Annotated in this window: 20 protein-coding genes and 1 tRNA gene; 8 read left to right on the top strand and 13 right to left on the bottom strand. The window is 64.4% G+C overall.

Annotated features, from left to right (window positions below; all coding sequences use genetic code 11):
* The first annotated feature begins 8 nt into the window (after window positions 1–8).
* From ACVWY3_RS09055 to ACVWY3_RS09045, 3 genes are all read left to right on the top strand, one after another.
* Entirely contained in the window at window positions 9–950 is a 942-nt protein-coding gene (locus ACVWY3_RS09055) for an acetamidase/formamidase family protein (RefSeq protein WP_456838137.1), read from the top strand.
* 199 nt (window positions 951–1,149) lie between these two features.
* On the top strand, window positions 1,150–1,347 hold the full coding sequence (locus ACVWY3_RS09050; RefSeq protein WP_456838136.1) for a hypothetical protein: 198 nt from the start codon (window positions 1,150–1,152) through the stop codon (window positions 1,345–1,347).
* A gap of 72 nt (window positions 1,348–1,419) precedes the next feature.
* Window positions 1,420–1,911: a GcrA family cell cycle regulator gene (locus tag ACVWY3_RS09045; RefSeq protein ID WP_456838135.1), complete on the top strand. Its 492-nt coding sequence runs from the start codon at window positions 1,420–1,422 to the stop codon at window positions 1,909–1,911.
* A gap of 335 nt (window positions 1,912–2,246) precedes the next feature.
* Here ACVWY3_RS09045 and ACVWY3_RS09040 read toward each other — a convergent pair whose 3' ends face one another.
* Window positions 2,247–3,803 (bottom strand): porin, encoded by a 1,557-nt coding sequence (locus ACVWY3_RS09040; protein WP_456838134.1) that lies wholly within the window; start codon window positions 3,801–3,803, stop codon window positions 2,247–2,249.
* A gap of 402 nt (window positions 3,804–4,205) precedes the next feature.
* Between ACVWY3_RS09040 and ACVWY3_RS09035 the strand changes: the two genes are divergently transcribed.
* Window positions 4,206–4,712 carry a MarR family winged helix-turn-helix transcriptional regulator gene (locus ACVWY3_RS09035; RefSeq protein ID WP_167380687.1) on the top strand — a complete coding sequence of 169 codons (507 nt, stop codon included), beginning with the start codon at window positions 4,206–4,208 and terminating at the stop codon, window positions 4,710–4,712.
* Window positions 4,713–4,726: 14 nt separating this feature from the next.
* Here the strand turns inward: ACVWY3_RS09035 and ACVWY3_RS09030 are convergent, their stop codons facing one another.
* Window positions 4,727–5,833 carry an alpha/beta hydrolase family protein gene (locus ACVWY3_RS09030; RefSeq protein WP_456838133.1) on the bottom strand — a complete coding sequence of 369 codons (1,107 nt, stop codon included), beginning with the start codon at window positions 5,831–5,833 and terminating at the stop codon, window positions 4,727–4,729.
* A 275-nt stretch (window positions 5,834–6,108) separates the two neighbouring features.
* A complete protein-coding gene (locus ACVWY3_RS09025) occupies window positions 6,109–7,080 on the bottom strand; it encodes an SDR family oxidoreductase (protein WP_456838132.1) in 972 nt (323 codons plus the stop codon).
* A 458-nt stretch (window positions 7,081–7,538) separates the two neighbouring features.
* On the opposite strand from ACVWY3_RS09025, the gene ACVWY3_RS09020 reads away from it, so the two are divergent.
* A complete protein-coding gene (locus ACVWY3_RS09020) occupies window positions 7,539–7,778 on the top strand; it encodes a hypothetical protein (protein WP_027559556.1) in 240 nt (79 codons plus the stop codon).
* 120 nt (window positions 7,779–7,898) lie between these two features.
* Here the strand turns inward: ACVWY3_RS09020 and ACVWY3_RS09015 are convergent, their stop codons facing one another.
* On the bottom strand, window positions 7,899–8,873 hold the full coding sequence (locus ACVWY3_RS09015; RefSeq protein WP_456838131.1) for an alpha/beta hydrolase fold domain-containing protein: 975 nt from the start codon (window positions 8,871–8,873) through the stop codon (window positions 7,899–7,901).
* A gap of 120 nt (window positions 8,874–8,993) precedes the next feature.
* Here ACVWY3_RS09015 and ACVWY3_RS09010 point away from each other — a divergent pair, with 120 nt between their 5' ends.
* Window positions 8,994–9,626 (top strand): TetR/AcrR family transcriptional regulator, encoded by a 633-nt coding sequence (locus tag ACVWY3_RS09010; RefSeq protein ID WP_456838130.1) that lies wholly within the window; start codon window positions 8,994–8,996, stop codon window positions 9,624–9,626.
* A 397-nt stretch (window positions 9,627–10,023) separates the two neighbouring features.
* Here ACVWY3_RS09010 and ACVWY3_RS09005 read toward each other — a convergent pair.
* The 7 genes from ACVWY3_RS09005 to ACVWY3_RS08975 all read right to left on the bottom strand — a co-directional run bounded on the left by ACVWY3_RS09005 (window position 10,024) and on the right by ACVWY3_RS08975 (window position 14,752).
* Window positions 10,024–10,101: transfer RNA gene (locus tag ACVWY3_RS09005), tRNA-Pro, on the bottom strand.
* Between the two features lie 126 nt (window positions 10,102–10,227).
* Window positions 10,228–10,800: a MerR family transcriptional regulator gene (locus ACVWY3_RS09000; RefSeq protein ID WP_456838129.1), complete on the bottom strand. Its 573-nt coding sequence runs from the start codon at window positions 10,798–10,800 to the stop codon at window positions 10,228–10,230.
* 27 nt (window positions 10,801–10,827) lie between these two features.
* A complete protein-coding gene (locus ACVWY3_RS08995) occupies window positions 10,828–11,169 on the bottom strand; it encodes an integration host factor subunit alpha (protein WP_018456841.1) in 342 nt (113 codons plus the stop codon).
* 128 nt (window positions 11,170–11,297) lie between these two features.
* Complete coding sequence (locus ACVWY3_RS08990; protein WP_027559561.1) at window positions 11,298–12,278, bottom strand: beta-ketoacyl-ACP synthase III; 981 nt, start codon at window positions 12,276–12,278, stop codon at window positions 11,298–11,300.
* Entirely contained in the window at window positions 12,275–13,336 is a 1,062-nt protein-coding gene (plsX, locus tag ACVWY3_RS08985; RefSeq protein ID WP_456838128.1) for a phosphate acyltransferase PlsX, read from the bottom strand. The genes ACVWY3_RS08990 and plsX overlap by 4 nt, the downstream gene beginning before the upstream one ends.
* Window positions 13,337–13,634: 298 nt before the next feature.
* Entirely contained in the window at window positions 13,635–14,204 is a 570-nt protein-coding gene (locus ACVWY3_RS08980) for a YceD family protein (RefSeq protein ID WP_456838127.1), read from the bottom strand.
* Window positions 14,201–14,752, bottom strand: coding sequence for a ubiquinol-cytochrome C chaperone family protein (locus tag ACVWY3_RS08975; protein ID WP_456838126.1), 552 nt, complete (start codon window positions 14,750–14,752; stop codon window positions 14,201–14,203). The genes ACVWY3_RS08980 and ACVWY3_RS08975 overlap by 4 nt, the downstream gene beginning before the upstream one ends.
* 98 nt (window positions 14,753–14,850) lie before the next feature.
* On the opposite strand from ACVWY3_RS08975, the gene ACVWY3_RS08970 reads away from it, so the two are divergent.
* Both ACVWY3_RS08970 and ACVWY3_RS08965 read left to right on the top strand, forming a co-directional pair.
* On the top strand, window positions 14,851–15,336 hold the full coding sequence (locus ACVWY3_RS08970; RefSeq protein ID WP_456838125.1) for an outer membrane protein assembly factor BamE: 486 nt from the start codon (window positions 14,851–14,853) through the stop codon (window positions 15,334–15,336).
* A gap of 117 nt (window positions 15,337–15,453) precedes the next feature.
* The gene (locus ACVWY3_RS08965; RefSeq protein ID WP_456838124.1) at window positions 15,454–16,455 is read left to right on the top strand and encodes a Bug family tripartite tricarboxylate transporter substrate binding protein; all 1,002 of its coding nucleotides are present in this window, start codon (window positions 15,454–15,456) and stop codon (window positions 16,453–16,455) included.
* Between the two features lie 277 nt (window positions 16,456–16,732).
* Here ACVWY3_RS08965 and ltrA read toward each other — a convergent pair whose 3' ends face one another.
* Both ltrA and ACVWY3_RS08955 read right to left on the bottom strand, forming a co-directional pair.
* Window positions 16,733–18,112, bottom strand: a complete 1,380-nt coding sequence (gene ltrA, locus ACVWY3_RS08960) for a group II intron reverse transcriptase/maturase (protein WP_456837647.1) — start codon at window positions 18,110–18,112, stop codon at window positions 16,733–16,735.
* 473 nt (window positions 18,113–18,585) lie between these two features.
* Window positions 18,586–20,706, bottom strand: coding sequence for a sodium-translocating pyrophosphatase (locus tag ACVWY3_RS08955; RefSeq protein ID WP_456838123.1), 2,121 nt, complete (start codon window positions 20,704–20,706; stop codon window positions 18,586–18,588).
* Window positions 20,707–20,862: the final 156 nt, after the last annotated feature.

The raw sequence follows: 20,862 nt of genomic DNA, 5'->3' as shown, positions 1-20,862 counted from the left end.
GACGGACAATGACCCATCATCACCTGCATTCAAGCCCCGAGACCTGCCATTGGGGCTTCTTCGAAGCCGCCCTCAAGCCCGTCCTCACCATCGCGAGTGGCGACGAGGTGACGGTCGACACCATCAGCGGGGGCCCGGACGTGCTGCCCGACCGCGACAAGTTTCACATTCCGCCGGAGATGCACGAGGTCCATGCCAAAAACGAGCGCATGCTGCCCGGCCACATCCTCACCGGCCCGATCGCGGTCGAGGGCGCCGAGCCGGGCGACGTGCTCGCGGTCGAGATCCTCGACGTCCAGCTCCGGCAGGACTGGGGCTGGAACATGATCAAGCCGTTGTCGGGCACCCTGCCCGACGATTTCCACGCCACGCGCATCCTCAACATCCCGCTGGACCGGACGCGGATGGTCGGCCGCATGCCGTGGGGCCTCGACCTGCCCCTCAAACCGTTCTTCGGCGTGATGGGCGTGTCGCCGCCGCCGGCCTGGGGCCGCATCTCCTCGCTGGTCCCGCGCGCGATGGGTGGCAATCTCGACAACAAGGAGCTTGGCGCGGGGGCGACACTGTACCTGCCGGTGTTCGTGCCGGGTGCGCTGTTCTCCTGCGGCGACGGCCATGGCGTGCAGGGCGACGGCGAAGTCTGCGTCACCGCGATCGAGACCGGGCTCCGGGGCCGCTTTCGGCTGACCCTGCGCAAGGATCTCAGGTTCGACTATCCCCGCGCCGAGACGGCGACGCACTACATCACCATGGCGATGGACCCCGACCTCGACCAATGCGCGGTCCGCGCGCTGCGCGACATGATCGTGCTGCTCGGCGAGGTGCGAAACCTGTCGCGCGAGGATGCCTACACGCTGTGCAGCCTGGCGGCCGATCTGCGGGTGACCCAGACCGTCAATGGCGCCAAGGGCATCCATTGCATGATCGAAAAGGCGATCGCGCACGGCTGAGCTGCGCCCGCTTCCCTGACCTGCTGACGCCACGTCGCCGCCCGGCCTCCCGCGCGGCGTGCAACGTCGTGCCAAATTTTATGTGTGATTCCAACGGGCTGAGCAACGAACTCAGCCTGAATTTGACTTCCACCCTTGAACCTAAATAGAGTCTTTATCGTTACTTTTATGTACCCGAGTAAGAGGCTAGCGTTCGGCCATGGCCACCGAAAAAGCCGAGACTGACCGCATTCCAGTGACCTTGGCGCTCTCGACCATCAACTATCTGGAGAAACTGGTGAGACAGGGCACCCACGGCACCAGCGTTCCCGGCGTCGCACGGACATTGATCGAGGAAGGCATCCGTCTCGCCATCAAGGACGGGCTTTTGTCGATTCGCGACAATGGCAGGACGTGAGGGCGCGCCCGACGTGATGCGGACGGATCTTGCGAAGCGGATGGCCGGCATCTGCAACCTGGGACCGATACAATGCCTGTTCTCTCACCGACTTCTTCGCCGACTTGGACTGACGAACGAATTGAACTTCTGAAGCAGCATTTCGAAGCCGGGCTCTCCTGCCGCCAGATCGCGGCCGATATCGGCGTCAGCCGCAATGCCGTCATTGGCAAGCTGTCCCGGCTCAATCTGACGCGCAGCCGCGCGGTCGAAGAGCGCCGACTCGAGCGAAGCCTTGCGCCACACGCCCGCGCCACACGCGCCGTACCGCGCCTGCAGTATGAGATGCTCGCCACGATCTACGGCGCGACCGACGCGCCCGTGATGGCCGGGCCGATCGACAACACCAATCGCTGCTCGCTGCTGGAGCTGTCCGAGAACCGCTGCCGCTGGCCGATCTCGACGCCGGGCGAAGAGGATTTCTGCTTCTGCGGCAACACCGCGCCCGACGGCCGGTCCTATTGCGCCGGCCACAGCCGCCTCGCCTACCGGCCGAATTCGCGTGCCCGCATGATGCGGGGTTAACTTGTTGTCTGGCGCGTTTTCCTGACGCGAACCGGTATCCGGTTGGCTTGAAAACGCCATCCCCAAAACGAAAAACCTCCGGCGGGGCATCACCGGAGGTCTCTGGAGGCTTAGCGTGAAGCTAAGAGCCGTGACTTTCGTAATCGGCTAAAGAGAGAATAGCTGATCAACTCAGGTAAGTAAATAAGTTTGAGGACGATCGAATCGCATGGCTCCTCTTCATCGTCCGCAGAGGCTGCCGGATTTTCCGAAAGCAGATCCTGCCGCAAGGCTCTCGCAAAAAGCCCCGGCGGTCTCCCGCCGGGGCTAAGGTCGGATCCGAGAGAACCTCGAGCTTACCAGTTGCGCTGGGCGCGCAGCAGCAGGCTGTAGGTGTCCTGGTCCTTCAGCTCGTAGGTGGCCGCCGGCTTGGCGACGCTCGTCAGAGCACCGGTCGTGATCGTGCCCGAGTACTTCTGGTCGAGGTGGCTGTAGGTGAAGTCAGCCGAGAAGGTCAGGTTCTTCACCGGCGTCCAGCGGGTGATGACGCCCACCTGGCCGATGTTGAAGTCCGGGTTGCAGGTGCCGGTCAGGGTGGCGAACGCGGCGCTGCCGCAGATCAGGCCCTTGGCCGTGCCGCTGTAGTTGACCGCAGCCCACGCGCCGTACAGCGCCGTGTTCCAGTACGGGCTCCAATTGTGAGTGTAGGCACCACGGAAGCCGTAGGTCTTGGTCAGCTCCATGCCGCCGCCGGGGCCGAACACCGCGTCAGACACGCCGGCAAAGCCGATGCTCTGATAGGCCGCGTTCGAGCTGCCGAACATCGAGTAGCTGGTCGCGGCCAGCTCCTGGAAGTTGTAACGGCTCGCACCGTCGGTGTAGACGCCGGAGATGTTGATCACGTCGCCTGCGCCGGTCGGGATGTTCTTGATCTGCAAGGCGAGCTGAACGGCCCAGCCCCACTTGTCTTCAGGGTGACCGGTGGCTTCGGTCGCACCGTAGTAGGCGGCGTGGTTGTCATGCGCGGCGACCGACGCCTGGAAAAGACCCCAGGCCTGATCGACGCGGACCATGCCGACGATGTCGGGCGCACGGCTGCCGCCGAGGTTGTTCGAGCCGTAAGCGCCACCCAGCACGCCGGTGGTGCTCATGCCGGCAGTGTTCCAGATGTTGGTCTGGAAGACCTGCGTCTGGTCCTGAAGCGAGAACGCCGCCGTCACGCCCTGACCGAAATCAGCGGTGTAGGTGGCCTGAACGACGCCGTTGGTGGTGCCGCTGCCGCCGACGAGCTGGTCGAAGTTGTTGCCGGGATAGTTGATCCAGGGCGCGTCGAACTGCGACACGGCCTTACCGAGGGTGAAGCCGGCGAACTGGATGAAGGCGTAGTAGACGCCGAGCGCGCCGCCCGAGATCGCACCGTCGGTACCGTTGACGGCACCGCTGGTCGAACCGACGAGGCCCGTGCCCGCAGCGTTGAGGCCGAGCGTGCCGCTGTACTGGGTCGCGCCCGTGGCCGAACCCGTGCCGACATAGTTGCCGGTCGTCCAGGTGAAGACCGCGTCGAAATAGGTGCGGACCACGCCGTACTCGGTCGCGGTGCGCGTGTCGATGTTGAGGTCTTCACGAGCGCGCATCGAGTAGTAGTTAGTCAGGCGGTTGTTCGCCGCGAACACGTTGTTGTACTGGGCGTTGTAGTTGCCGCCGGCGTTGAGCGCCACTTCGGCACGCAGATAGCCGCCCAGCTTGATGCAGGTGTCGCTGCCCGGGATGTAGTAGAAACCCGCGCCGTAAAGCGAGCAGACCTTCACGTACTCGACCGCCTTGGCCTTGAGCGGAAGATCAGCCGCCTGAGCTCCACCGACGGCGATTAGACCCGCCGCAGTGCCGAGCAAAAGGCTCTTCACCACTTTCATTGAAAACCTCCAAGTTCTCATTTTACGGAGACCGGACCGTGAGGCCCCCCAGATCCCCATCTCTTCAAATCCGCTCGGCCGCTTCGCGCTTTCGGACACACCCGCATTCGACGCGAGGGACGTGAGCGAACCACCTGCAACGGGACGATCGAGTACCCCCACCGTCACGGAGCAATATGCCTGCGCCGTTCCGCTAATCAAAATACTTTATCTGCTCAGCTTTGTAGTTTCACTAAACCTGTGCTCCGCGGGCAACACCCGGGTCGACTGATCTGCTGAGCCGGTCATCTTTGTAATTTTAGTGACAAAATTACCCTGCTCTGCACTTGCGTCAGAGCAGGCTTGCGTGGACTATGGCCTTCTACGACACCAGCCAGAAGATCAGATCACGGGAGTGACGCTGTGTCCGCAACGAGGAAGGAAGGAGCGCGTCTGCGCTCCATCGGAAATCTCGATATCATCCGGCGTTTCACCTGGGAGATATCGTCGATCAACATGTATCTGGAAGAACTGCGTCAGTTCTGGGCCAGAACGCTCGGCATCAGCGGGCCGCAATGGTTGATCCTGATGGCGATCTCCGACCTCGACAAGGACGACGGCATCCCGGTCAACGTCGTCTCCAAGCTGCTCCACGTCGATCCGTCCTTCGTCACGACCCAGTCCAAGCTGCTCGAGAAGAAGGGCCTGTTGCGCCGTCGTCCCTCCCCGACCGACGCCAGGGTGGTCCGCCTCTCCCTGACCGAGAAGACGCAGAAGCACCTGGCGAGCCTCAACGAGCAGTACAAGACCATCAAGGAATTCGTCTTCCAGGAATTCGACGAGAACGAGCTCACCGAATTCACCGCCAAGCTCGCGACGCTGAAGACCCGCCTGGAAAAGGCCTGCGTCCGTCTCAGCCTCGACTTCTGAGCGGGCTGCCGCCGCTAGATGCGCGCGCCGCCGAGCCGCGATTCGAGCCAGTCGAAGATGTATTCGTTGGCAAGGCTCGGGTTGTCCGCATGCGCCTGCGCTGCGCCGGTCTCCGTCGCGGTGAACACCTTGAGCATGACATCCGAGCTGCCGAGCCGCGAGTTCTGCACGATCTGACGGGCCCGATCGGCCTTCAGCCAGCCGTCCTCGCCCAGCGTGATCAGCACCGGACAATCGGCGCTGGACGCCATCAGCGGCGCATGGGGCACCGGGACGATGCTGACGTCGCTCATCGCGAACCGGCTGGCGAAGAAGGCGCGCTCGTGCAGGTCCCACAGGCCGCCGTCGCAGACGGCGGCGGCAAGGCGCGGCTCCTGCAACACGGCGCGCGCCACGAAGGAAGAGCCCCAGCCATCGGCGACGATCGCGACGCGATCGAAATCGACGTCGCGGCGGGTCTCCAGATAGTCCATGACGCCGGGAATCGCGCTCTCGAGATCCCGCCGCCGCAACAGCACGTCGAGATAATCGTCGCGCTGGTCGCCGAACAGGTCCAGCGCCAGCATCGAGAAGCCGCGCTCGCGCGCATGCGGCGCGAGCTTGAACAGGAACTCCTCCTTGCGGTGGCCGGGCTCGCCGATACAGATCACTGTCGGCGCCCGCCCGCCTGCCGCCGCGGGCAGGAAGTAGCCCTGCAACGCATGATCCTCGACCCATGGTATCGTCACGACTTCGCCGGACGGGTTGCGCGCCGTGAGATAACGACGGGCGCATTCCTGCATCGCCAGCACCGCAACCCAGCGGCGCTCGTCGGCCGGATCCAGCGGCATCGCCGCCGCGCCATAGTAATTCATCGCTCGCAGCCAGTTACGCTGCGCCGTCGCCATGTGGCCTTCGGCGAAGGCGGCTTCGGCACGCTGACGGTTCACTTGCGCGAGCTTCTTCCACTCGCGATGCCAGGATTGCTCGTCACCACGCTTGAGCCGCCGCGCGATCATCAGACATTCCGCGATCGTGGCGCCGCCCTCCTGGGCCGCGGTGAGGAGCCGCGTGAATTCAGCGGAGATGTCCTCTCTCTCCGGGCAAAGGGTCCAGTCGTCGGAGAGGCATGCGGGTATCATCGGGAGCTACGCTCTATCGTCGCGTTACCCCTGATTCACTAAACTATTTTGGTTCCTTGACCAAGCCGCCGTGCGCCGAATGAGACCCGTTTGACATCACCATCGCTTGAACGATGCTTGATGAGCGGCCGCGTCGCATGCGTGACATTCCAATTCGTCATAAGGCGCCGAACATTGGCAGGAGGTGGCACGCAAAATCACCGGCGCACCTCTTGCCATGACGCGCATCATACATACATCCGCGCGCCATCGTTGACGGTGTCGGCCAGGCAGGTTCAGCCGAGACGCCAGCCGACCTGCTGCGTGAAACTTTCGTAGAAGGCGCGGTCATAGGCTTGCTCCGGCGTGGCCCGGACGCGCTCGTCAAGGCGCCTTGCATCCTCGCCCACAAGAATGCGCCATTGCTCCGCCTTGACCCCGTCGAGAATGATCTTGGCGGCCTGCGCGGCGGTCGTCGGCGCATCCTCGAGGAAGCTGCGGGCGCGCTCGGCGAACACCGCCTGGATATCCTCGTCCGACATCTTGTCGGCATCCGGCACGCCGGCCGCGACCATGCGCTTGCGGGTCAGCGCGACCTCGTCGGGGTTGAGCCGTTCCGAGCCGTCGGCGCTCTGCACCTTGCGCGAATTCGAAACGATCGAGGTGCCGATGTGGCCTGGCATCACCACGGAGCATTTGACGTGCGGCGCATGCAGGCGCAGATCGTTGATCAGCGCCTCGGTAAATCCCTTCACCGCGAACTTGGCCGAGCTGTAGGCGGTGTGCGCCTGGTTCATGCCGATCGAGGCCCAGAAGCCGTTGACGCTCGCGGTGTTGACGATGTGGGCCTCGTCGGCCGCGACCAGCATCGGCAGGAAGGTGCGAACACCGAGATAGACACCGCCCCAACAGATGTTGAAGGTGCGCTCCCACTGCTCGCGCGTGTTGGTGAACAGGCTGCCGCCGCCACCGATGCCGGCATTGTTGAACAGAAGATGGATCCGGTCCGTCTGCAGCTGCTCGGCGAGCTCGTCGCGAAAACGCTTGAGGTGATCCTCGATCGCAACGTCGGCGACATGCGTCGTAATGCGCAGTCCCTGCGGCAGCTTCTCGAGCTCGCAGAGCCGTTTGGTTTCGGCCATTGCCGCTTCCGAGACGTCGCACATCGCGACATTGCAGCCCTCGGCAACCAGCTGCCGGGCGAGCTCGCGTCCCATTCCCGTGCCGCCGCCGGTGATGACGGCGATCTTTCCTGTAAAATCCTTCATGGGACTTCGGGCCCTCCCCTTGTCGGTCTGTTTCTTTACAGCTGGCGCCGCCGACAACGGCGCGCGCAAAATGTAGCAGCGCCGCATCCGCACGCAAAAGCTGATCGACGCGGCGCGCCGATCAAACATCGCGCCTTATTTCGAGGCACGGACTATTCCGCGCGAATCCGAGCCGTGACGATCTCGGCACGAACCGCAGCTGCCGGCTGACCAGGCGATGCACCGGGGGCGTATCGCGGCAGTGGCCGCTGTGGCGCGCCCGCCACACGCGGTTTATCCCGCCGGTTCCCCGTATTTGTCCGGCTTCGGTTTAAGGGCAGCTTTTTTACAATCCGAATCGCCACATGGAATCCGGACGCTGGGTCGAGTCGGCCAGGCCACGTGTTGTTTGTGTCACAGGCTCTGGCACTCCGCTTGCATCCCCTTCGTGGTCAGAAACTACCGATGAGGTGACTGGAATGTTCGTGACCGTCGTAGCCGTGCTCTGCCGGCTTGGTGCATCCGCCACAGGCGGCTGTGTCGAAGAGATCGTGACCGACAGCAACATGACGCCCGAGATGTCGATGATGCAGTGTGCGGTCGGCGCACAGGCTCCGCTTGCCAAATGGATGGGCGAGCATCCGATCTATCACGCCAATTGGCGGCTCGAGCGCTACAAATGCGTGCCGGGCCACTACGAGATCAAGGGCCACGCCTAAGGCCCCGCAAAACGACGTCCATCGAGGAAACGCCCGGGGCTGCCTTGTCCCTCCGCGCGCATACTGCCAGCGCCGGACTCATCGAGACGGCGCCTCGCGTGACAATGATCACGCTTCCCCTCAAGCTACCGCTCGCAAAATGATCGCACGCGCCTGCCGCCCCTCCGGCGTCGGCATCAGCGCATAATTGTGCGGCTGGTCACGGAGCAGATGCAGCTCGACCGGCACGCCCACCGCCCTCGCCCGCTCCGCAAGATCGACGCTGTCGGGGTAGAGCAGATCGCGCGTCCCCGAGAAAATGGTCATCGGCGCAAGCGCGCGGAAGGCGCCGTTGAGCGGGCTGACGAAGGGATGGCCGACATCGAGCTCGCCGGCATAGAGGCGCCCGGCTTCGACGATCCCGGGAATGTCCTGGATCGGGTCGCGCGCCGCGATCTCGACCTGCTCCGGGCGGCTGACCGAGGCCTCGGCCGCAGGCGAGATCAGCATCAGCCGGTTCGGCTGCCGATGGCCGCGGTCGCGCAGCCACTGGCATGCGGCGAGCGCGAGGCCCGCGCCGGCCGAATTGCCGACCACCGTGACCTTTGCCGGCCCGGCATCCTCCAGCAGCATCCGCAGCAGCTCGGCCGTCGCCGGCACGACGTCCTTGGCGGTGGCCCGCGGCGCCAGCGGATAGATCGGCACGACGCAGACGACGCGCGCCTTGCGCGTCATCTGGCCGATGAAGCGCCAATGCGCCGGTACGATCTCGTTGATGTAGCCGCCGCCATGCAGGAACATGACGAAGTTGCAGCCCTCATGGCCCGACGACGGCGCCGTGTAATAGACCGGCCAGCCGCCCATCTTGGTCAGCGTCGCCTCGACGCCGCGGCCAAGTCCCGTCGGCTCGAACGATGCCGGCTGCAGCGCGAGCTTCTGCACATGGGCCTGCACCGCCTCGGCTGACGCGAGCTGCTCCTTGTACGGAAGCTGCCGCAGCAGCAGGTTGAAGGCGCGGCTCTGCAGGCTTGGCGCGGGATCGCGCGGCGCCCCAGCACCGAACACGCAACCGCCTGGGCAAAGCTGCAATGCCGATACAAGTCTTGCAACGCTCATGGTCCGTCCTCCGCCTGGCTGCATCCATATGGCGACGAAGCAGCTTGCCGGAAGGCCGCGCTTCGCCGATATAATGCGAGCGAACGCTCGTTTTTTCTACTCGCATTCGGATTCGACGCCATGGCGCGCAAGCCGCCGACAAAACCCCGGAAAAATGCCTCGCAAGCACGCTCGCGCGCCACGGTCGACGCGCTGATCGAGGCAACCGCTCGCATTCTGGTCCGCGAAGGTTTTGAGAAGACGAGCACCAACCGCATCGCCGAGGTCGCCGGCGTCAGCGTCGGCTCGCTCTACCAGTATTTTCCGAGCAAGGAGGCGCTGGTCGCCGCCGTGATCGACCGTCACAACGACGAGATCATGCACATCGTCCGCGCCGCCTTCGTCGAGGTCGCGGACATGCCGGTCGAGAAAGCGGTGCGCCGGCTCGTCACCGTCGCGATCGAGGCCCATCACATCGATCCGGACCTGCATCGCGTCCTCGCCGAGCAGATCCCGCGCTCGGGGCGGCTCGCCGAAGTCGAGGCCTTCAATCACGAGGTCCACGCCCTCGTCCGCGACTATTTCGAGAGCCGTCGCACGGAGATGCGCAAGATAGACCTCGATATGGCAACCTTCATCTGCGTCAGCGCGATCGAGGCGGTGGCGCACAACACGGTGCTGCATCAGGCCGAGATGCTGTCGGAGAAAACGGTGAAGACGCTGGTCGACGAGACCACAAGGATGGTAGTGGGCTATTTGCGTCCATCCGGGTAGCACGCGTCATCTGTTACAGATTTGTCGCACTTCAAGAACGCGTGCGCGAGCCTCGTCGAGGTCTTGAACTTGGCAGAAAAGCCCCACCTATCCGGCGAGCGGCAAAATACCTGAGAAAGTCAGCTAATGCAGTCACCAGAATGGAAGGCGATGGCCATTGCCGGAGCGATTGCGCTCCTGTCGGTGTCCCTGCTGGCCGCCGACGCAACGCTCGACCTGAGCGCCAGCGGGTTCACCAAGCGCCTCGAAAGCGCGCGGGCGTCCATCGTGGATGTGGTGGGACCGCGCCAGCTCGCCTTCGCCGTCCGGACCTGGACCCGCGGCAAGCCGCTGCCCGAGCCGCAGTGCCAGCACAGCGCCGCGATCGCGCAAAGCTTCGGTCCATTTGAGAAGAAAATGGTCGGAGCGAGAGGATTTGAACCTCCGACCCCTAGTCTCCCAGACTAGTGCGCTAACCGGGCTGCGCCACGCTCCGAATGCCGTTCCATTAGCTAGGATCGCCGCTTTGCGCAAGGCGAGGTCACACCATTTTGCTGGTTCGGTCCAATAGGCCGTGGGCCAATGTCCCGGGAACTGTCCGCAAAGTCGGCGAAAGGCGCCCTCACCCGTCCTTCAGCGCCTGATCCAGCATCTCACGGCAGGCGACGAGGTCGGCGAGCGCCCGGCCCAGCCGCTCGCGATCCAGCGCGCTGGGGCCGGAGGGCGCGGCGCCGCCCTTGCGGAAGGTGGTGAGGATTTCCTCGTCGTCGACCTCCGTGAAGCGGAAGTCGATGCCCTCTTCCTCATCCCCCTGGTAGTCGTCATCATCGGCGTCGGTGATGCCCGTGATGGGGGCCTCGTCGTCCGGCTCCATCAGGCTCTGGCCGATGGCGTCCTCGATGGCCCCGAACGAGACGGCGGCCGCACCGTCAGCGAGGCCCTGCACCGACTTGACGCCATGCTCCTTGAGGATCCGCTGCACGCCACGGATGGTGTAACCCTCGCCGTAGAGCAGCCTGCGGATGCCCTTGAGCAGGTCGACGTCGTCGGGGCGGTAGTAGCGGCGGCCGCCGCTGCGCTTCATCGGCTTGATCTGCGAGAAGCGGGTCTCCCAGAACCGCAGCACGTGCTGCGGAATGTCGAGTTCCTGCGCTACTTCGCTGATGGTTCGGAACGCATCCGGCGCCTTGTCCAAATGCCAAATCCTTATCCGACGGGCGAATTACGCCTCGGGTTGAGCCTTGCTGGCGTCGCCGTTGGTGCGATGCTGGGCGTTGATGCGCTGCTTCAGGATCGCCGACGGCTTGAACACCATCACCCGCCGCGGCGAGATCGGCACTTCGGTACCGGTCTTCGGATTACGGCCGATGCGCTGACCCTTCTTGCGCACCATGAAGGAACCGAACGAGGACAGCTTCACCGTCTCGCCCTTCTCCAGGCAGTCGGTGATCTCCTTCAGCACGAGTTCCACGAAGGCAGATGATTCCGTGCGCGACAGCCCCACCTTCTGGTAGACGGCTTCGCAGAGATCGACACGCGTTACGGTTTTACTTTGATCGGTCATCGCCCTGCCCCACATCACGGCGAACAATTGTTGTCTGAAATTATGAGCTTACGGCACGGCGGTCAACAGCGCTCATCAATGCAGACGCATCGATAATCGGCGCTGATTCCGGCAAAATTTTATCGACGCTACCAGCGCACCAGCGCGGAGCCCCAGGTGAAGCCCCCGCCCATCGCTTCCAGCAGCACCAGGTCGCCGCGCTTGATGCGGCCGTCCTTGCGCGCCACCGACAGCGCCAGCGGGATCGAGGCCGCCGAGGTGTTGCCGTGACGGTCCACCGTCAGCACCACCTTCTGCGGTGCGATATGAAGCTTGTGCGCGGAGGCGTCGATGATTCGCTTGTTGGCCTGGTGCGGCACGAACCAGTCGATGCTGTCGGCATTGAGCCCGGTCGCCTCGAAGGCATCGACGATCACGTCGGTGATCATGCCGACCGCATGCTTGAAGACCTCGCGGCCCTCCATGCGCAGATGGCCGACGGTCTGAGTCGAGGACGGACCGCCGTCGACGAACAGTTTTGCTTTGTGGCGGCCGTCGGAGCGCAGATGCGTGGTCACAACGCCACGGTCGGTCGCGGCCTTGCCCGGCTGCTCCTGCGCCTCCAGCACCACGGCGCCGGCACCGTCACCGAACAGCACGCAGGTGCCGCGGTCGTTCCAGTCGAGGATGCGCGAGAAGGTCTCCGCGCCGATCACCAGCGCGCGCTTGAAGGCGCCGGTACGCAGGAAATTGTCGGCGGTGGCAAGTGCAAACACGAAGCCCGAGCACACCGCCTGGAGATCGAACGCGGCGCCATGATTGATGCCGAGTCCATGCTGCACGGCGACGGCCGTTGCGGGAAACGTGTTGTCGGGCGTCGAGGTCGCCAGCACGATCAGCTCGATCGACTGCGCATCGATGCCGGCATCGGTGAGCGCGGCCTGCGCCGCCTTGATCGCCAAATGCGAGGTGAACTCGCCCTCGGCCGCGATGTGCCGCTCACGAATGCCGGTGCGCTGCACGATCCACTCGTCGGACGTGTCGATACGCGCCGCCAATTGGGCATTGGTCACCACCTGCTCCGGCAGGTAGGAGCCGCAGCCGAGCACGACCGAACGAATTTGAGTCACGAAACAGCCTCCTGCGCGGACTGCACGGAAGTGAGTGCACCGCCCTCGCGGTTGAGCATCTGATTGATCTTGTTCAGGAGATCGTAGTGAGCCATCTCATAGCCAACATCGATCGCATAGGCAAAGCCTTCGGCGTTGATTCCGCCATGGCTCTTGACCACCAGTCCATTGAGCCCCAGCAACACCCCGCCGTTGGACTTGTTGGGGTCCATCTTGTCGCGCAGGGCCTTGAAGGCGCTGCGGGCAAAGAGATAGCCGAGCTTGGACAGCCAGCTCCGTTGCATCTCGTTGCGGAGTAATTCCGCCATCTGCCGCGCGGTTCCCTCGGCGGCCTTGAGCGCGATGTTGCCGCTATAGCCTTCGGTCACGATGACGTCGGCCACCCCCTTACCGATGCCATCGCCCTCCACGAAGCCGATATAGTCGAGTTCCGGCAGGTTCCGCGCGCGCAGGATTTCACCGGCCTCGCGGATCTCCTCGTGTCCCTTGATTTCCTCGGTGCCGATGTTGAGCAGGCCGACCGTCGGGCGCGGCTTGTTGAACTGCACGCTCGCCATGGCCGCGCCCATCACCGCGAGCGCCACCAGATGCCGCGCATCGCCGCCGATCGTGGCGCCAAGGTCGAGCACGACGGATTCACCGCGCCTGGTCGGCCAGATCGCGCTGATGGCCGGGCGGTCGATGCCCGGCAGCGTCCGCAGGTGGAAGCGCGACATCGCCATCAGCGCGCCGGTATTGCCGGCGGACACCGCGACATCCGCCTCGCCCTTCTTCACTGCGTCGATGGCGAGCCACATCGAGGAGGTCTTGCGGCCGCGCCGCAGCGCCTGGCTCGGCTTGTCGGAGCCGCTCACGGCAACCTCGGTGTGGATAATCCTCGAGGCGGCCTTGAGGGCGGGATGCTTCTCGAGCTCGGGCTCGATCCTGGCGCGGTCCCCGACGAGCAGGAATTCGGTGTTGCGATGCCTGCCAAGCGAGATGGCGGCGCCTGGAATCACCACGGCGGCGCCGGCGTCGCCCCCCATGGCGTCCAGCGCGATGCGAATCTTGCTTAGCATGAAAGTCCTGGAAACCTGGTCTGGTGCGGTCTTGAACGAGCGGGGCCGCGAAATGGGTTCGCCAACGATTTGGCGACCGGCCAAGCGCCACGCCGCACCCGGACCGCGGCGCGACAATAGCGTTTTGTTATCCCGAAACAACCTCTTGCCCCCAGCCTTTTGTATTCAGGACGATCAGCTGGCAGGTGATCGAATTCGCCGTAAACAACAATAAATTCAAATAGATATGACTATTCCTCAAACCATCCTGACAAACGCCTCGCACCCCCTCGCAAGGCGATCACCTTGAAATGCCGATTTATCGGCCCTTCTTCGCGTCCTGGAGCGCCTTCAGCGCCGCGAACGGATGATCCTCCGGGTCGGGAGCGGTAACTTCCGCCTCGAACACGGCCCCGGGCTTGCGGGGATAGGGATCGATCGCCAGGAACAGCGCGTCGGTGGCGAGCCGGCCGAGATCGATGATGCCGCCAACGATGGCCTCCGGCGGATCGACGACCTCCGGAGGCTCCTCGTCGTCCTGGCCCTCCTCGATCAGGTCGGCAAGGCGGCGCGCCTCGGCCTCGGGAGCGAAGATCAGGTCCACCTCCTCCTCGATGTCGTTCTCGATCGGATCGAGCGTCACGACGCAGGTCTGGCCGATCCGGGCGCGGACTTGGCCGGTGACCTGATAGCGGCCGCCGCTTTTCGGCACGACGTCGAAGCTGGCCTTGGCGGACAGGATCTCGCGAAGGCCGGCGAGCTCGGCCATGGCCTGCCGTTCGGCGGCCGACGCCTCGAGTTCGCGATACACGCCGGTGTCGGGAATCTGCGCGACGATGACGGGAGACCGCCAGGGATCGGGCGCGGCTCCGGTGTGCGGTCGGCTCATGGTTTGACATCCTCGGAAAGCGCTGGCGGAAACTTGAACGACGCGCGCAGCAGCGCGGCCTCGCTGGTCCGGCCGAGATCGGCCTCCGTGGCTAGGGCATAAGCCGCGAGCCGCCGCGCCTGGTCCAGACCGGACCCGTTCAAGATATTCTTGCAGATCGCCGCCGCCAGCGCCTCGCCGCCGGCTTCGATCGCCTGGTCGTAGGCCTGCACCCGGCCGTAAAACGCCTCGCCGAAGGCCCGCATCCGCTTCGGCACGGTCTGGTCGCCGACCCCCATCTCGCGCAGATTGTCGTCCATGTCCTCGCAGAAGCGGTCGAACAGCGCCTGCGACAGCTCGGTGGTGCCCTGGACAGTGCGCAGCCGGCGCAGCACCAGCCAGAGATGCAGCAGCAACAGGTCGAAACGCCCGTTAACCGTATCGGACACGCCCAAGTCGCGGTAAAATATGGGTTCTCGCGCCTGCGTCACGATCATGCCATAGATGGCTTCAATGGTGCCGGCCGGGGCTAGCCGGGGTTTCCTGAAGTGATTGAACGGCCAAAGCATTGTGGTTTCCGCAAGCGGGCGCGCGCGTGTTGCATTCAGAGCCTCCGCCCGGTACTTCAGCGCCTCGCGCGACGCAAGGGGACGGAATCAGTTCCGCTATGACGATAACGAACCAGACCAGCCCGCGCGCAAGCCAGCCGCGCGGCCTTCATGCACGCTGGCGCGGCTTGCGCATGGCTGCCGCCGTGGCTCTGGTCGGCCTGGCGCTGGTGGGCTGCACCGGCGAGCAATTCCAGAAGGGCTACATCCTTCCTCCCGGCGCGCTGGAGCAGATTCCGATCGGCGCAAGCCAGGACCAGGTGCTGATCGTGATGGGTACGCCCTCCACGGTCGCGACCCTCGACGGCGAAGTGTTCTACTACATCTCGCAGCGCTCGGAGCGTCCCGTCGCCTTCATGAACCAGAAGGTGGTCGATCAACGCGTGATCGCGATCTATTTCGACAAGAACCGGCGCGTGCGTCGGCTGGCGAACTACGGCCTCCAGGACGGCAAGATCTTCGACTTCATCAGCCGCACCACGGCGACGTCGGGTCAGGAGATGAGCTACCTCGCGCCGCTGTTCAAGCTGCTGAGCTTTAACTGATCCTTCAGCCTGCGGCGTCCTGTCGCTGTCCGCGCGGCGCTCGCCGCCGCCCGCGACTTGCCGTTGCGCGCAGCCTTCCCTACGCTCCCTGTAAAACAAGAAGCAGGGAGTGGATTCGTGCCCAATCGTTTGTTGTCCCGCCGTCGCGTGCTGACCGCTGCTGCCGGCCTTTCGGCTGCGGCGATCCTACCGCGATCGAGCCTCGCCGACTGGAAGCCGACCGAGAACGTCCGCATCATCGTGCCGGCCGCAGCCGGCGGCTCGACCGACGTCATGGGCCGGCTCTTGGCCGCGCATTTGCAAACCGTCTGGGGCCAATCGGCCGTCGTGGAAAACCGCTCCGGCGGCGGCGGCACGATCGGCACGGCCGAAGCGGTCCGCGCCAAGCCTGACGGACACACCATCCTGATCGGCAATCCCGGGCCGAACGCCATCGCCTACAGCATCTTCAAGAACCTCACCTACAAGCCGGACCAGCTCCAACCGGTCTCCAACATGATCCGGATCCCGAACATCGTCTCGGCGCATCCGAAGACCGGCATCAAGTCGATCGCCGAGCTGATCGCGTATCTGAAGGCCAATCCGGATAAGCTCAGCTACGCCTCCTCTGGCGTCGGCCAGAGCCCGCATCTCACCGGCGCCTGGTTTCTCCAGCTCACCGGCCTGAAAATGACGCACATCCCGTTCCGCGGCGCCGGTCCCGCGCTCCAGGCCGCGCTTGCGGGTGACATCCAGATCCTGTTCGACAATCTCTATCCGAGCCTGCCGCAGGTGCAGAACGGCACCCTCACGGGCCTCTGCGTCACCACGCCAGAGCGCAGTGACCTCGCGAAGGACCTGCCGACCATGCGCGAGAGCGCGCCGGAGCTCGCCAATTTCGACGTGTCTTCCTGGTTCTCGGTGTTCCTGCCGAAGGGCGTCCCCGCGCCCGTGCTCGACGCACTCAATCTCCAGGTCAAGGCGATGCTGGAGCGCGACGACATCAAGAAGCAGATCGCCGCCATGGGCGCCCGCGCCGACTACGGCACGCCGCAGCAGTTCGCCGCCTTCGTGGACGCCGAGACGAAGAAGTTCGCCGGCATCATCCAGAAGGAAGGGCTGCAGATGGACGTGCAGTAGGCGCGCTCAAGAGAGGTCGGCACAAGGAGAGCGCGCAACACACCGCTGTCATTCCCCGCGCAGGCGGGGAATCCAGTACCCCGCGCCTTATCCGTATGCCATCATCGCCTCTGGAATACTGGATCGCCCGCCTGCGCGGGCGACGATGGCGAGGTTGAAGCTGCGCAATGATGGGATGGCTGATATCGGCCTCTCCAATCGGGATAGGGGGGAGTCTCGCGACTCCTCCCCTCCCACACCACCGTACATACGGGTCCGTATACGGCGGTTCGGCGGATTATGCAGGCCACTGTCCCGTGACGGAAGCCAAGCCGAGCGAAGCGAAGAAGCTATTTGGCAGAGCAATGGCGAGCGCGGGGCTGTTCGCGAGCCGCCAAGGGCCATGCGGGGCGCCGGCAGTTTGCGCTGCCAGATCCCGGCCGACGCCACGGCGTCGCAGCTCGGCGAAGCGAGCGGGTCCATACTTCCATTGCTTCCAGACGACGGCGCGCAGCCGCCGCCTGATCCACCGGTCAAGCACGCGCAACACCGACGGGGTTTGGCAGAAGCCGAAGTAGCCGCGCCACCCGATCAGGTAGGCTGACAACTCCTTGGTAATCTGCACGAGGCTTCGACCGCACGTGCGTCGCGTCAGCTCCAGAACTTTTACCTTGAAGCGGGCGAGCGCCTGCGGCGCGATGCGCCGTCGCGGTGGTTCACTTCCGCCGGTAAAGCTGAAGCCCAGGAACTTGCGAACGCTCGGTTTGGCGACCGCACTCTTGGCCTTGTTGATCTTGAGCTTGAGGTGCTTTTCGAGGAACCGTTCGAGGCCGGCCAACACCCGCTCGCCCGCCTTCTGACTGCGTACATAGATATTGCAGTCGTCGGCGTAGCGCACGAAGCGATGGCCGCGTTTCTCCAGTTCCTTGTCCAGCACATCCAGCATCAGGTTCGACAACAGCGGCGAGAGCGGTCCGCCTTGCGGCGTACCCTCCTCCGTCGGGCTGACCAGCCCTGCCTCCATCACACCCGCAGTCAAGAAGCCACGGATGAGCTTGAGGAGGCGCTTGTCAGCGACCCGTTTGGCAATGAGCCCCATCAGGATGTCGTGGTTGACCCGGTCGAAGAACTTTTCCAGATCGATGTCGACGACGACGGCGTAACCGGATGCGATGTAGGTCTGCGCCCGTTCCACCGCCTGATGCGCCGAGCGGGTCGGCCGGAAGCCGAAGCTCGCTTCGGAGAACGTTCCGTCCCAATCTGCCTGCAACACCTGCATCACCGCCTGCTGGATGAAGCGGTCGAGCACCGTCGGGATGCCGAGCGGCCGCAGGCCGCCCGACGCCTTCGGTATCTCCACCCGCCGCACCGGCTGTGGCTTATAGGTGCCGTCAAGCAACTGGGCGCGGATCGTGAGCCAGTGCTCCTTCAGATAGGCCGATAGCTCGCCGACGGTCATCCCATCGACGCCTGCCGCACCCTTGTTGCGCTTCACTTGCGCCAATGCTGCTTGCAGATTCTCACGCTCGACGACTACTTCCATCGACGGTCCTGCGACCGCCGGGCGTTCGAGGCTGGCTCTCACCGCGCTTGCTTCGGTCTCTCCGGCGGCGGAGCTTGCGGCTTCACCGCCTGCTCCGGTGCCCAAGTTCAGTTCGACCTGATTCTTCTGCCGCATGGCTCGCGCGAGATCGTTGCTCTACTAACCACTTCCACCGTTCGGGCCTTCGGCGGCACACGCCACCTACTATGCCCTCAGCTGACTTCTGCGCTGCGGTCGGGCCGCCTTACGACGACCTCAGTCCCGTTGCCGGGACACAACGCAGACCTCCCGAGGTAAGACCGACCGCCTTCACCGCGCGCCCGCCGAATTTACCACCCCGACCCTTGATGACCCTGGACTTCGCGATCAGTTGCTCGCTCGTCCGGCCGGGTAGGCCTCGTTATCCGGTGTTTGTCCATCGGGCCGCGGCTTTGCTCCACGCTTTCTTCAGACCCCACCTCGCGGTGACGCCCTTGCGCTTCGCTAATCCTTCGCCGCCATCAGGCTGGATAGAGGACTTCCACCTCCAAGCTGTCGTTCATACTCGGCACACAGCAAAAACCCCGCGGCTTGCGCCACGGGGTTTGTCTTGTGCAGCCTTGGCCAGCTCAGTGCGCCAGGATCGCCAGCAGCAAGAGCGCCACGATGTTGGTGATCTTGATCATCGGGTTCACGGCGGGGCCGGCCGTGTCCTTGTAGGGATCGCCGACGGTGTCGCCGGTCACCGCGGACTTGTGGGCGTCACTACCCTTGCCGCCGAAATGACCGTCCTCGATGTACTTCTTGGCGTTGTCCCAGGCGCCGCCGCCGGAGGTCATGGAGATCGCGACGAACAGGCCCGTCACGATCACGCCGAGCAGCATCGCGCCCACCGCCGAGAACGCCGCCGACTTGCCGGCCGCGCCGCCCCCCGCGATCGCGTAGATCACGAAATAGACGACGATCGGCGACAGCACCGGAAGCAGCGAGGGGATGATCATCTCCTTGATCGCCGCCTTGGTGAGCAGGTCGACCGCCTTGCCGTAATCGGGCTTGTCCGTGCCCTGCATGATGCCCGGCTTCTCGCGGAACTGACGCCGCACCTCCTCCACGATCGCCCCGGCCGCGCGGCCCACAGCGGTCATGCCCATCGCGCCGAACAGATAGGGCAGCAGGCCGCCGAACAGCAGACCGACCACGACATAGGGATTGTTGAGCGAGAAGTCCGGATTGACGCCGGCGAAGTAGGCGTGATGCGCGCTGTCGCCAACGAAGAACTTGAGGTCCTGGTTGTAGGCCGCAAACAGCACCAGGGCGCCGAGACCGGCGGAGCCGATCGCGTAGCCCTTGGTCACCGCCTTGGTGGTGTTGCCGACCGCGTCGAGCGCGTCGGTCGACTTGCGCACCTCCTTCGGCAGGCCCGCCATCTCGGCGATGCCGCCGGCGTTGTCCGTCACCGGACCGAAGGCGTCGAGCGCGACGATCATGCCGGCGAGCGCCAGCATGGTGGCGGTCGCGATCGCGATGCCGAACAGGCCGGCGAGGCTATAGGTGACCAGAATGCCGGCGATGATGACGATCGCGGGCAGCGCGGTCGCCTCCATCGAAACGGCGAGACCCTGGATCACGTTGGTGCCGTGACCAGTCACCGACGCCTGGGCGATCGACTTCACCGGGCGATAGTCCGTGCCGGTGTAGTATTCGGTGATCCAGATGATCAGTGCGGTGACGACGAGGCCGACCACGCCGCATTCGAACAGCGCCATGCCCGTGTAGTCGACGCCCTCGAGCTTGCCGAAGCCGATCAGGGCGTAGATCACCCCGCCGATGCCGATCAGTGACAGGATGCCGGTTGCGATCAGGCCCTTGTAGAGCGCGCCCATGATCGACTGACTCGGCCCGAGCTTGACGAAGAAGGTGCCTATGATCGAGGTGATGATGCAGATGCCGCCGATCGCGAGCGGCAGCGTCATCATGTTGGCGAGGATCGGCGTCTTGGCAAAGAAGATCGCCGCGAGCACCATGGTCGCGACCGCGGTCACCGCATAGGTCTCGAACAGGTCGGCGGCCATGCCGGCGCAATCGCCGACGTTGTCACCGACGTTGTCGGCGATCGTGGCAGGGTTACGCGGATCGTCTTCGGGAATGCCGGCCTCGACCTTGCCGACGAGATCGCCGCCGACGTCCGCACCCTTGGTGAAGATGCCGCCGCCGAGACGGGCGAAGATGGAGATCAGCGAAGCGCCGAAGCCGAGCGCCACCATGGCATCGACCACGGTGCGGCTATCGGGCGCGAGCTTCAGCGAGTGGACCAGGAAGCCGAAATAGAGGGTGACGCCGAGCAGCGCGAGACCGGCCACAAGCAGGCCCGTGATCGCGCCGGCCTTGAAGGCGAGCTCGAGACCGCCGGCAAGCGAGGTCGTCGCCGCCTGCGCGGTGCGCACATTGGCGCGCACCGAGACGTTCATGCCGATGAAGCCTGCGGCGCCGGACAGGATGGCGCCGATGGCAAAACCGATCGCGACATAGAGCCCAAGGAAATAGGCAAGCAGCAAGAAGATGGCGATGCCGACGATCCCGATCGTGGTGTATTGGCGCCGGAGATACGCCTGTGCACCTTCGCGCACGGCAGCTGCGATCTCCTGCATGCGCGGCGACCCCGCATCCGCGCCCAACACCGAAGACGTCGCCCAAATCGCGTAGACGACGGAAAGCACTCCGCAGAGCACTATCAACCATAATGCTGTCATGTGATTTTTTGCCTCAGATCCTTGATGTACCCCCGGCGCCTTTTGTTGTCCGTCATGCGGTGCAGCGCCTTGATTTTGAACAAGGCCGCCCCCTGCCCGAAGGGGGCGGCCTCAGTCGCCAGCGAGCTTGCCAAAATCAAATTGAGGGTGCAACGC

This window comes from Bradyrhizobium sp. USDA 4486 (assembly GCF_054057995.1).
Note: the sequence above shows the minus strand (reverse complement) of the source record. Positions and strands in the feature narration are given on the sequence as shown.